Annotated in this window: 8 protein-coding genes; all 8 read right to left on the bottom strand. The window is 41.1% G+C overall.

Annotated elements, in window-relative coordinates; genetic code table 11:
* Positions 1–216 precede the first annotated feature (216 nt).
* The 8 genes from BDD39_RS04990 to BDD39_RS04950 all read right to left on the bottom strand — a co-directional run bounded on the left by BDD39_RS04990 (position 217) and on the right by BDD39_RS04950 (position 12,821).
* Positions 217–720: a DUF4411 family protein gene (locus BDD39_RS04990; protein ID WP_166908685.1), complete on the bottom strand. Its 504-nt coding sequence runs from the start codon at positions 718–720 to the stop codon at positions 217–219.
* The gene (locus BDD39_RS04985) at positions 717–1,874 is read right to left on the bottom strand and encodes an ImmA/IrrE family metallo-endopeptidase (protein WP_243845987.1); all 1,158 of its coding nucleotides are present in this window, start codon (positions 1,872–1,874) and stop codon (positions 717–719) included. Before BDD39_RS04985 ends, BDD39_RS04990 begins: the two co-directional genes overlap by 4 nt.
* Before the next feature lie 136 nt (positions 1,875–2,010).
* Positions 2,011–4,965 carry a type III restriction-modification system endonuclease gene (locus BDD39_RS04980; protein WP_166908684.1) on the bottom strand — a complete coding sequence of 985 codons (2,955 nt, stop codon included), beginning with the start codon at positions 4,963–4,965 and terminating at the stop codon, positions 2,011–2,013.
* A 3-nt stretch (positions 4,966–4,968) separates the two neighbouring features.
* A complete protein-coding gene (locus BDD39_RS04975; RefSeq protein WP_166908683.1) occupies positions 4,969–6,777 on the bottom strand; it encodes a site-specific DNA-methyltransferase in 1,809 nt (602 codons plus the stop codon).
* 13 nt (positions 6,778–6,790) lie between these two features.
* Positions 6,791–7,552: a DUF4391 domain-containing protein gene (locus tag BDD39_RS04970; RefSeq protein ID WP_166908682.1), complete on the bottom strand. Its 762-nt coding sequence runs from the start codon at positions 7,550–7,552 to the stop codon at positions 6,791–6,793.
* A 5-nt stretch (positions 7,553–7,557) separates the two neighbouring features.
* On the bottom strand, positions 7,558–10,803 hold the full coding sequence (locus BDD39_RS04965; RefSeq protein ID WP_166908681.1) for a helicase-related protein: 3,246 nt from the start codon (positions 10,801–10,803) through the stop codon (positions 7,558–7,560).
* Positions 10,804–11,232: 429 nt separating this feature from the next.
* Positions 11,233–12,402 (bottom strand): IS256 family transposase, encoded by a 1,170-nt coding sequence (locus BDD39_RS04960; protein ID WP_166907073.1) that lies wholly within the window; start codon positions 12,400–12,402, stop codon positions 11,233–11,235.
* A gap of 275 nt (positions 12,403–12,677) precedes the next feature.
* Positions 12,678–12,821, bottom strand: a complete 144-nt coding sequence (locus BDD39_RS04950) for a MazG-like family protein (protein ID WP_243845986.1) — start codon at positions 12,819–12,821, stop codon at positions 12,678–12,680.
* Positions 12,822–12,845 lie beyond the last annotated feature (24 nt).

Here is a 12,845-nt window from a genome sequence, read left to right as displayed (position 1 = left end):
TCTTTACGTATTCTTCCTCTCGTGCACCGACTGTTCCCGCATGCTTTTATCTCTAATCGAAATTTTCGCTCTATTTTAATATTTGATAGTACCTATCCCTAAAAAGCAGAAGCCTCTTTGCTTCTACCATTTTTCTCGCCGGCTCATCACTCGCATCATAAATCCATTAATGCCTCTTTTCTGGTCCAATTACTCTAGAGAGTAACAGGTATCGGTTCAAAATTTTATACTTAAGCGACGCAACATGTCAAAGGTATCCGAGTAGGGCACATTGAAAGCGTGACAAACATTAGGAATAAAAATTCTCCTTTTGGAGTCAGGATGAAATTGTTCATGTGTCACGACTGTAAAATTGTATGTCTTTGCGAACGCTATTAACCAACTATCTGCTGCACTAGCAAACTCACTTTTTGCGATATCAAAATATTGATCTTGCTGAACAGCCCAAGTAATAATTTCCCGATATGTGCTTATAACCTCCACCTTATCGGTCGACTCGAACCATTGGGCAAAATGATGATTGACCCATTTGCTTAATTCATCATCTTTATGAAAGTTATTAATTTCTTGTTTAACACGATCAATGCTTATTATGTTACCGTTTTCGGCATGTTGAAGCACGGCATTCCAAAAGGAAGGAGCGATATCAAAAGAATAATACCTGTTATAGGCTTCAATAAAAACGTTCGTATCGATCACAAACTTATGGCTAGAACTCATACATATCTCCCCGTATCGACATATTCGGCAAACTTAGCAAAAGTGCTGCCTGAAAGCCCCGTCAATTGATAGGCTTCGCGATAAAGAATCGTTCCTTCCTTTGCCGCTCTTATGACCGCTTCCGCAAAATGACGGCCGATACGCATCGTTTGAGTTGCGTAAAAATTGACTCCGTTTGTTTTCGTTTGTTCCGTTTGTTGCCGAAGCCGTTTCATATAATCTTCATAAAATGAAAAAAACTCCTCTTTTGTCACAAGGTTTAAGTCTAGAGCTCTACGTGCCGCCACAATTTCACTAACCTTAAAATGGCGAGCCACTTGTTCAAAACGATCTTCCGATTGACCAACCTGTTTCCATATAATAATTAATTCATCTTCAGGGACAAGAAACTCAGCAGCTGCTTTGTTGCACACGTTTTCAATTTCAGCATCAGCAGGCTGAAGACTTTTTAAATCGAATGCGGCACTCGCCCCGTACCAAATATGAGCAAGTTCGTGGGCCAATGTAAACATTTGCGCAGCTTTTCCGTCTCTACCATTTATAAATATTAAAGGGGCATAGTCATCAATAAGAACAAAACCGCGAAATTCTGCAACATCCAGTTTTCGATGTGTATTATTACCGACTACTCCATTAATGACGACAATAATGCCGATATCTTCAGTTTTTCTAATAAGATTGCGTAAAGCTTCCTGCCAAGTTGATTGTTTTGATGCCCATCCATCTTCCAAACTTAACGTTCTTCGCATATCTTGTGCAACGAGTTTTGGATTCGTTGACAAGTTCGCACGACCCACATAATTTAAAGGCGGATTGCCTAGCTGAATTAAATAATCGCGCATCCACTGTTGCCGTCTTTCCATCGTTTGAACCGTTTCCAAAAGATTGGGACTCGGGCGAACAGCCCCTTCATCTCTCACCGTGCGATAATAAGGAATACTCAACTTCTCCTCTGGTGGATTAGGGAGAAAAAAATAACCAAGAGGTACAGCTGTCATTTTTGCAAGTTTTTCTAACTGCTTAAGCGTCGGTTGGCTTTCTTGATTGATCCATTTATCAATATTAGGAAACTGATCCTTCAGCCGATCAAAATTATCCATGCGTTTGATCACCCATTGTAGAACATTGGGTTTAACCTCAACCTTAACCATCATATTGCCCCTCCTCTTTGACTATAGTATGCCACAAATGCTGGAAAGGAAAAAGAGAGGAGAGAGCATTCAATAAAAAAAAGCTGGCCTCAAAAGGTCGTTTTACCACCTTTTGGGACAGCCTCCTGTAAATGCATTATTAACGGTTAACCGCCCGCAGCATAAACGCCTCCACATCATTCTCCGGGCCGACAAACTCAATATCCGTGCCAATTGCTTCAAAGTGTTTGCGGGCAAACGCGATTTTTGCCGATTCGCCCGGACGCAATTCTCCTTCCCATTCCTGTCCTTTCGTCTCAAGGACGAAGTACAGCTTTTCTTCCCCGTCTTTCTCAATGACAAGCGCCCAGTCAGGGTTGTAGGCGCCAATCGGCGTGTCAATTTTAAACCAGCTTGGCAGCTTTACATATACTTTTACTTTTTCGTCGTTCTCAAAGCGTCGGGCAAAACGCTCTTCCACATCTGAATCATAGACGATATGGTCAAACAGCGACTTTTCGCTCGGAATAGCGTTGTCATTCAAGTAAGCAAGCAGCTCTTCGTTTTGGAATAGCTCCACCGCATAATACGCATCGTCTCCGATTTTATAATATTTCACTCCGTCTTTTAACAGCTGCTTCATTTCACGCTGGATGATCTTTGTTACTTCTTCGATAAATTTTTGCGGATTGTTTTTGAAATCCTCTAGCCGCTTGCAGCCGGTTAAAATACGGACGATCGTCTTCCGCGTTAAATTGGTGCGGTTTTGCAGTTCGGTAATGACATCTGGAAGCGTATGGTGCAAGCTGACGTAATCTTCGACGCTTTCGCTTACCGTTTGCGCCTGTACTCCTGTCATGCGGTCGATTTCAACTTTTCCCTTGCGGCTTAAAATGCGAATTTTCTCAATGCGCGGCATCGTTTGAATGCTTTCAATACACTTTTGAATCAATTGTTCACTGTCGAAATCGACGGAATAGACCGTTTTATATTTGATTTTGTCCCATAACTGTCTGAATTCTTCCTGATTGAATACGGACATATTTAATTTCACTTTTTGTTTTTTGGTCGCGTCTTTGATCGGCAATGCTTGCAAGTGGCGTTTTATTTCTTTTACGATCGCCGGAAGCCATGGTTGAAACTCCGCGCTTAAGCGCAAGTCATAGTTTTCTATCGCTTTCTTTAATTCAGAGGTGACCATGCTATGCTTGTCAATATAACCGTTTTGTTTTAATTCTTCATATAATTTTACCGATAAGTCATAGCCTATTTGCACCGGCTCTTCCGTCTTCTCGTCGACATAGACGAGTTTAGCAAATATATGTTTTTCGATTTTGCCGAATTTGACTCCTGTTTCTTCTTCGATTTCTTTTTGCAGCGTCGCAACAAACTCTTCGTACGATTCGTTCGCCATGACCGTTAGCGTGTTGATATGATAGTCCTGCACACGCTCCCCGTTTTGGTTGACAGCCAGACGCAATCCGCGTCCGATTTCTTGGCGTCTCGATACGTACGTTCCTGCGGAGTCTTTCAACGTGCAAATTTGAAAGACGTTAGGGTTATCCCATCCTTCACGAAGCGCCGAATGAGAGAAAATAAAGCGAAGCGGCTCATTGAGGCTAAGCAGCCGTTCTTTGTCTTTCATAATAAGGTTGTACACATCGGTGTCTGCTTCCGTATTTCCTTTTGTATCTTTCAGACGACCCTTTTTGTCTTGCGCGAAATACCCGTTGTGTGCTTTTTCTACGTCCGGATCAATGCCTGGGTCGTCCCAGAGTTGGCGGTATTTCGGTTTTTGGATCAAATTCTTATATTCTTCCTCAAACATCACCGCATATTTTCCTTTAATCGGATTGCCGTCTTTATCATAATCGCGGTAATGGGCGACTTTGTCGATAAAGAAAAGGCTTAATACTTTAATGCCGCGGCGGCGAAGCTGCAGCTCTTTGTTCAAATGCTCTTCGATCGTTTTGCGGATTTGATACCGTCTGATCGCATCGTCGTCCAAATCGCCGATCGCTTCTCCAATTTGCAAGCGGTAGCCATTGATTTCGATCGCTTCGTTCCCTTCCGTCCAATCAATCTGCTCGACGATATAACCGCGATACAATTCGCGCTCCCCGGAAATATCGTACAAATCGTCTCCGTATTTCACCGTTTTCGTCGTCCGTTTCACCTTTCCGCGCGATTCGACGTCCAATTCGATCTTCGCTTTTCCTTCCTTTACCTCGATTAGTTTTATATACGGTACGTTAAAAGACGGCTCGGAACGAACGGACATGACTTCAATTTTTTTGACGAGTTTTTGATTATACGCGTCGACTGCATCGAGGCGATACACCATATTATATTTTTCCACATGCGTCGCCGAGTAGCGCAGTGTGCAAAGCGGATGGAGCGAAGCGATTGCTTCTTTTGATTTCGGCGTCGTATCGACGCTTTGCGGTTCGTCGATAATAACAATCGGGTTTGTCTGTTGAATAAATTCGATTGGTCGATAGCCATTCAAACGGTCGTTCGGACGGTGGATAACGTTCGCTTTATCTTCTTTATCAGGGTCTTCAAAGCTTTTTCGGAACGCGTCAATATTAATAATCATGATTTGAATCGTTGTCGCTGTCGCAAAGTTACGGACTTGATCCAGTTTTTGCGAGTCGTAAATAAAGTACTCAACCGGCGTATGGTCATACAGTTCATTAAAATGGTCCCTCGTAATTTGCAGCGACTTGTACACCCCTTCGCGAATCGCCACGGACGGAACAACAATGACAAATTTCGTAAATCCGTAATGTTTATGCAATTCGTAAATCGTCCGTAAATAGACATATGTCTTCCCCGTACCTGTCTCCATTTCAACGGTAAAATGCATGCCATCAAGCCGCTCACTGCGCGGCAGGCCGTTTTTCATTTGAATGTCCTGCACGTTTTTTAAAATTTCTTCCGGCGTAAGGTCTAAACGATTCCCTACGCCTAAATCCGTTTGAATCATTCCCGCGTTTGGTCCATACGAAACGGTGAAGTTGGACTGGCTCATTTCTTGCCCTTTAAAAATTTGCACAACGGAATCAATCGCCCGCTTTTGATAATCCAAGTCCGCGATAAACTTCAGCTTCATCGGTTACACACTCCTAACATCCGTGATTCCGTGCTTTTTCAATGTTTGAATCGCGTTCGTTTTCACGGCGTCGCTAATAAAGCCAGACTCTTTGAAAATGACTTTCGGCGGCATATGCTCGGATTGATATTTCAACATCTCCTGAACGATATCCAAATCGATGTCATCTTCTAAACATACTAACACGGAACCATAGGCAACGTTATAAATCGTTTTGCCGTTATAATCAATTTCTTCAATCGGTGTGGTGAGCGGCAGGCCGATTTTCAGTAAAATCTCATACAACAAATCTTCTTTCGTGCGGTCTTCTTTAATGTTATCCTGCAAATCGAAAAGGGTTTGCTCCAAGTTGTCGAAATCAGGATCCCATGTTTTCACGTTCGAAGAATCGAGCTTAAACACTTTAAAGCCGATATCTAAATCCGTTTTTCCCGTTTCCTGAACGATTTTCTCGCCCGCGCGTCGGATGCGTTCTTTGCCGATTTCACAAATGTTTTTATAACCGGCTTTATACGCTTCGTCATTTTCTTTGAGTATTTCCGGCAACTGAACCAATATAAATTTATTTTTTCGACTTGTTGATTTTGCATTCGACAATATTACTGAATGGGCAGTAGTGGCTGAACCACTAAAAAAATCTAAAATAATATCGTTATCATCAGTTAAAAATTCAATAAAATATTTAATTAATTCAACAGGTTTTGGATTGGAGAACACATGGCGGTTAAAAAGATTGAAAACTTCCTCTGCTCCAGTACTAGTGTTTCCTTTATCATCCAAAATGCTTCTAGGCTTTTTTCCTTTTGGTAATCTTTGTTTAAATTGAACCGACCAGCCATTTTCAGTTTTAACAAATCGGATTTCTCCCTCTTCTAAATCTTTATAAAATCTATCTTGCGATCTTAACCAACTAATCTTATTTCCATATTCATCATATTCCAATACTGTTCCATCTGGACAAGTAATTGGATAATATTGCTTTCCTGATTTTCTTTTAAATGTATCCCAATAAAACTTTCCTTTTTCGTCTTCTTCTTTGTATCGTTTTAAATATTCTTCAGAATATGCTTCAAAGAAAGGAGGGAGCACATTTAAATTTTTTGCAAACACGACAATATACTCATGCTCAACTGCAATAAACTTTGAATCGTTTCCTCCACCCTTTTTATTTTGCCAAACAAAATCGCAAATATGATTTTCTTCTCCAAAAATTTCTTCACACAATTTTTTTAGATTAGTAATCTCTGAATCGTTAATACTTATTAGTATAACTCCATCCTCTCTCAACAAATTCCGTGCCAACTTTAACCGCGGATACATCATATTCAGCCAATCGGTATGAAATCTCCCGCTCGTTTCTGTGTTCGCTTTTGTCGTCTGTTGCGTGATTTCTTTGTAATTTTTGATATTATCACGGAAATCATCTTTGTACACAAAATCCTTCCCTGTATTATATGGCGGGTCGATATAGATCATTTTAATCTTTCCGAAATACGATTTTTGCAACAGCTTCAATACTTCGAGGTTGTCGCCTTCAATATAAAGGTTTTCGGTCGTAGCCCAGTTTTTGCTGGATGCTTTATCCGGCCGCAGCGTGCCAGTAGATGGCGTTTGTGCGAGTTTCATTGCCTGTGTTTTGCCGTGCCATGTAAATTCATATTTTTCATTGCGTGTTTCGATCTCTTCCCCAAGAATCAGTTTTAGTTTTTCAAAATCGATTTTTTCTTCGGTGACCACTTCTGGGAATAGTTGCTTTAACGCCTCGATGTTCGCTTTTACAATATCCATCGATTTTCCATCTAGTTTTTCCATTGTGCTTCCCCTTTCATCGCAATTGTTGTTTCCATTGCTCGATTTGCTTCGTTAGCTGTTGAATTTTCATGTTGTACTCTACTTTCCGGTTAAATTGCGTTTCTTTTTTAATTTTGTTTTTCCATTTCGCAATTTCTGCTTCGGCCTGTTCAATTTGCGCGATTAGCTGTCGCGATTCTTCGTCGGTAGCGATGTAAAACGCGCCTACCGCTTTCACGTGCTGAAACGCCTGTACCGCGATATGAATGTCTTGATAAAACCGAAAGAAGTGGGAAAAAGATAGCGCTGTTATGTGAACCGCATCGATGAATCGCCGAACCATTTCATCGTCACTGTCGGATGAAAACCACGGAGTATACGCAAATTCTTCCAAAACGACTTGCGTCTTATCGATTTTGTTTAATCGCTTTAAACACGTACCAACCTGAATATTTCCTTCTTTTTCAAACACGATGACGACAGGATTTGGCAATGCTCCTTGGATAATTTCGCCAATGACAGAAAGGTGGGCATCTTTCGTTTCCTGCCTTAATCGAATCGTGATAAACATAACTCCTTCGTAATGGTAATCCTCATTGATGAATGGCTGGATATTCACCACACTCGGAGTCAGTAAATACGTTAGCTCGATCCGATCGACGTATTTCGTAATATAGTCTTTTTCCTTTTTCGTTAAATCGGCAAAATCGTAAAACATTTTTTTATCCAACTTCTTATGTAAAGGGCGGACTTTATCGTCCAGCCCTATTCTAGCATAAAATGTGAATCCAGCCACCGCTCTCACCCTTTAATGATAAGATAAGAGATAATTTCAAAGTCTTGCAAACTCGTAATCGCGTTCGTCACTAAGCTGTCCAAGCTTCCGAGGCTAAATATGTTCAGCGTTATTTGCTGATCGATTTTTCCAACGATATCTTCTACCGCTTTTTCCAGCAGCGCCTTATATCGCCCCATGTCTTTTCCGTTTTTCGTTTCTTGGTAAAACGTTTCGTATAAATCCCATTCCACTTCTTTTTTTCCGTTGCATAGCGAACGGTATAAATCTAAAATTTTCTTTACGTGGACATGGTTATACAACACCGTACCGTCTTCCCGCACGTACACTAAATAATATGGATGGAGCGCGTTTTGTTCGTTTGATGATGCAACGTGATCGATTTGTTTTAGACAGAAAATAACCCCAGGTTGAATTTCGTCTTTTAGCTTTTCGTTTTTATTCACGGTAATGCTAAAAAGCCCTAGTGGCGCTTTTTCTACGGCTTCTTTATGTTCCTTCATGAAATTTAATAAATCCATGCGGAAGTCGTCTAACGTAAAATCGGTTAAAGAAATGTTTCCGGAAATGTCCTCTAGATCAATGACTTCGTTTTGCAGTTTTTCGAGCTGTTTGCGGCGGTATTCCAAATCTTTCATTTCATTGCTGTTGTCGGCAATGACATTTTCTTCTCCGGTGGAAGAAATATCAAGAATGGTCATTCGGTCTTTTACCCTGTTGACGAGATTAATATATTCATCAAGTTCTATCGATGGCCAGAAGTTAACGAGTTGAATTCGTTCATTTTTGCTGCCAATCCGATCGATACGACCAAAACGTTGAATAATACGGACCGGATTCCAATGGATATCATAGTTAACGAGATAATCGCAGTCTTGCAAGTTTTGCCCTTCGGAAATACAGTCGGTAGCGATCAGTATGTCAATTTCCTCTTTCATCTCGGGCATCACTTTTGCCCGTTCTTTCGAAATAGGTGAAAAGTTCATTAGGACATTATTAAAATCGACTTTTTTCATTTTTAATGTTGTCTTTGGATGATCCGAGCCAGTTACAACGGCGGAGTGCAAACCAAAATGGCGATAAATCCACTTGTGCAAGTTTTCATATAAATATTTCGCCGTATCCGCAAACGCGGTAAAAATCAGCAATTTCTTGTTTTGGCCGTTAATCGGATTCTCAATTTTGTTTTGAATGACTTTTTTCAATGCCAATAATTTTTTATCACGCTCTGGCGTTACTTTTCGCGCTTGGACAAGCAACTTCGCTAAAATTTCGCGGTCATATAATAAATCTTGCTTCCAGCGGATTAAGTCCATATCTTTGATGAAAATTTTCACTTTCGAGCCAATTAACGCATCTTCTAAGTCTGGATCTTCCATATCTATATCGTTAATATCTCCGATCGTTTCGTTTTTCGGGTCATATTGATCGATTTTTTGAATGTGCGAATCAATCTGATGAATGATGTTTTCCAATGTTAAAGAAAAGGAATGAATGCTGCTTTCTAATCGTTTCAACAAGTTGGACTTCATTAAATAGACAAGGTTATTTTCCCGGTCGGTTTGTTTAAAAATTCTTCCGTTTGCTACTTTCGTATCGTACTTTTCGCTATAAACGGCCTTTTTATGCGGCAAAATATATTGCATCGGCGAATATACCGCCAATCGCAACCGCAATATTTCATTATTGATTTTCTCGAGCGGCGGAAATTCATCTTTGGCGTCAATCGTTTCTTTAATATTGATTGGCTTCAGGCGGGTCGGAAACGAGCCGATCGCATTCACATTGTAATATTTTTCGATATGGCGGCGAGAACGGGCGATTGTTAATGAGTCAAGCAAGGTGAAATAATCCCAGTTTAGCATATCTAACAACCGCTCAGTAGTCCGCTCTTCTTCAGGAAGATTGCTCCATTTGTTGAACTGCGACTGTGCGCGGCGGATCGTTTGGCTAATGCTTTTGATGTTCGCCGTTTCCGCTAGCGCCTTGTCATTTCCTTCCGTAATGAATGCTATCTGATTTTTTAAATCATCGAGCTTATTATTGACAGGAGTGGCAGAAAGCATTAACACTTTCGTTTTCACTCCCGCTTTAATAATGTCGTTCATCAAGCGGGAATATCTCGTCACTCGATCGTTGCGCGGATCATTATTGCGAAAGTTGTGCGATTCATCGATAACGACTAGGTCATAATTTCCCCAGTTCACATGTTCCAAATTAATATCGCCGCTATATCCGCGCTCACGCGATAAATCGGTATGGTTGAGCAAGTCATAGGAAAAGCGGTCTTCCGCTAAAATGTTGCGTTTATCGTTTAAACGGTAAATAGCCCAGTTTTCCCTCAATTTTTTTGGTGCCAGCACAAGAACGCGATGATTGCGCAGTTCATAATATTTAATGACAGCTAACGCCTCAAACGTTTTTCCGAGCCCGACGCTGTCGGCGATGATGCATCCCCCATACGTTTCAATTTTATTGATGGCGCCAATTACCCCATCGCGCTGAAAATCGTAGAGTTTGTTCCAAATGACCGTATTTTCAAATCCCGTTCTTGTTTGTAGCGATTCGTAGTTTTTCGCATCTTGCAAGAAGCCTTTAAATAGATTGTAGAGCGTCACGAAGTAAATGAACTCCGGTGAATTTTCTTTATACATCACTTCCAAGCGCCGCAATATTTCGTCTTTCACATCTTGTAGCGCTTGTTCATCTTGCCAAATGACGTCAAACTGACGAAGCAGCTGGGTATTTGACTCCTCATCGTCGACAATATGATTAATATAAATATTGGAAGAGTTGCTGTACCCTAGCCCAGGGCTGGAAAACGGCGCACCGCCGATTAGGCCGATTTGCGTTCCATCGTTGTTTTTGACATGATACAAACCGCCTTGAATGCGCTGATTGTTGACTGATTTAATTTGTGCTTTTCGCTTCAGCCATTTCGCTAATTCTTTGGCTATGTATGCTTGATTTAACTCTACTTTATATTTTCGTTCTTCTTCCACTCCATACAGTGCCGCTTCATTTTTCTCCATTAGTCCTTTTAACGCACGGTCTCCGCGCACAAAGGCAGGCTCTGTGAAAATGAAACGGAATTCATCGAGTTGTGATAGCTCTTTTTTCAGCTCCACAAACGCATATAATGTCAAATGTGCCGCGGCAATCGACAGTTTACTTCCTTTGGTTATATATTCTTTTAAAACATCCCCCACTAAACCACTCTGCTTATTGTCAATCATTCCTTTAGATCCCATGCGATCCATGCTCCTTCAACCATTAATGACATAATCCTATTTTACTAAAATAACAAGAATAATATTGTTGAATTTTGTCGAAAAGCGGTCGAATCTTCCTGCCAACCTATCCAATAAAAGCAAACTGCCTCCCGCTCAATGAACGCGAGGCAGCTTATCTGGACAAAACTAATTTCACGATGCCCCTTTTAGTTGATTAATCCAAGACTTTTTTCTTATTTTTTGAATGGTTTCTCATGATTTATTTTTATATACCTTTGTTGTCTGAACGGGTACCGTCAAGAATTTTGTGTAATGTAAGATAGATAGGGTATCTCTGAAATGGATTTAGAATAGAGGGGGGATATTTCCTCCACACGAGAGACTGAATATTCAGTCTCTTGTGTGGAAAGGGAGAATCCTCCTATTTTGTTTATTTACAATATTTGGTTAACAATAACGTTCTTCAAACATTCGTTGAAGAGCTTCCTGCGCTTCGGCAAATCCTCTTAACTTTCGCCCTGCCCATTTCTCATTAAAATCTTGGATGGTCAAATACACGACTTTTTCCGCGGCTTCTAAACTGCTCAAACTGTTCATCGGCTTTAGACGTTTCCGAATCTCTTTGATCGTTCGTTCGATGACATTCGTCGTGTAAATCACACTTCGAATACTGCTTGGATAATCCATAAATGTAAGGAGGACATCCAACTCATTGGCCCAAGACTGAACTTCTCTTGGATATTTGCTGGACCATTTCGACTCAAACTGTTGAAACATTTGTAACGCCATCTCCTTATTCGGCGCGCGATAAATCAGCTTGAGATCCTCGGCCACTTCGAATTGGTCTTTTTTCCGAACACGGCTGAGGGTGTTGCGGACTTTGTGCACGACACAGCGCTGCACATCGGCTTTCGGATACACCGCCTTAAAGGCTTCCTCCAGCCCCGGAAGGCCATCGAAGACGCCAAGAAGCACTTCCTTGACGCCTCTTTGGTAGAGGTGTTGAAGAATTTCCTGCCATCCATAGGCGCTTTCTTGTCCTCCCACGAAGAAATCCAGAATTTCTCGATACCCTTCTTCATTCACTCCTAACACCACATAAATGACTTCTTTCTCTACCGTATCGCGGCGAAGTTTCACGTACAAGCCGTCCAAATATAAGACAGAATAACGTTTGGATAGTGGACGATGGTGCCATTTCTCGATGTCTTCTTTCACGACATCGGTAATACGGCTGATCGTCGCTGGAGAATAAGCATTTCCTAGAATTCGTTCGATAAACTTGCCAATTTCCCGTGTACTCATGCCACTTTGATACATCCTAATGATGGCTTCCTCCAGCCAGCCGGTGTGGCGTTGATAAGGGGCAAACAACTGTGTTTGAAATTCCCCGTTTCGGTCTCTTGGAACCAAAAGACCCTCAATCCGGCCATATTGCGTATCTAGATTTCGCTGATAGTAGCCGTTTCTCATATTCGGCGTTCCAGCCTGTTCGATTTCGAGGAAATGTTTGATTTCTTCCCGCATAATCAGCTCTAATTTTTCCTTCACAAACTGACGAATGACACTTTCCAGTTGATTTGCCCAGTCGACATTCGGTATACTTCTTTTAGACATAGGTAGGGTACTCCTTTCTCTAAGATTTTTGGTCCAATCAGAGAATACCCTACCTTTTTTCTTTTGTTCTAGCAAAATGCTTTACACAAACTTTTATACATCATCTCTGAACGCGTTGCAAAACACATAACGAATGGATAAATGCACATAAAAAATCCACCACCTTCGAAATCATATACAGTGACCAAAACCAACTACCAAGGGGTGGACATTACTATGGTTTCCAATTGGAACAGCGAACATACATCTAACAAATCAACCAACACTATTCAATTTTATAATTCAGTATATTTCTTTTTTGACCCAAACGATTTCTCAATCGGATACTTCTGTTCATTTTTCTTTATTTTATCTATAACAGCTTTTTCCACATCAATTCCTAATTCATGCGAAAGCAGAAGTGCTTGACCACTCCCCATGCCTAAAGGCAGGGGATTCTTGGG

It is taken from the genome of Saccharococcus thermophilus, from assembly GCF_011761475.1.
Taxonomy (GTDB): domain Bacteria; phylum Bacillota; class Bacilli; order Bacillales; family Anoxybacillaceae; genus Saccharococcus; species Saccharococcus thermophilus.
This window is presented reverse-complemented; position numbering and strand designations above follow the sequence as displayed.

Coding starts and splice junctions, on each gene's coding strand:
- BDD39_RS04990 (WP_166908685.1), bottom strand. CDS start 720: ATGAGTTCTAGCCATAAGTTTGTGATCGATACGAACGTTTTTATTGAA.
- BDD39_RS04985 (WP_243845987.1), bottom strand. CDS start 1,874: ATGATGGTTAAGGTTGAGGTTAAACCCAATGTTCTACAATGGGTGATC.
- BDD39_RS04980 (WP_166908684.1), bottom strand. CDS start 4,965: ATGAAGCTGAAGTTTATCGCGGACTTGGATTATCAAAAGCGGGCGATT.
- BDD39_RS04975 (WP_166908683.1), bottom strand. CDS start 6,777: ATGGAAAAACTAGATGGAAAATCGATGGATATTGTAAAAGCGAACATC.
- BDD39_RS04965 (WP_166908681.1), bottom strand. CDS start 10,803: ATGGGATCTAAAGGAATGATTGACAATAAGCAGAGTGGTTTAGTGGGG.
- BDD39_RS04960 (WP_166907073.1), bottom strand. CDS start 12,402: ATGTCTAAAAGAAGTATACCGAATGTCGACTGGGCAAATCAACTGGAA.
- BDD39_RS04950 (WP_243845986.1), bottom strand. CDS start 12,821: ATGGGGAGTGGTCAAGCACTTCTGCTTTCGCATGAATTAGGAATTGAT.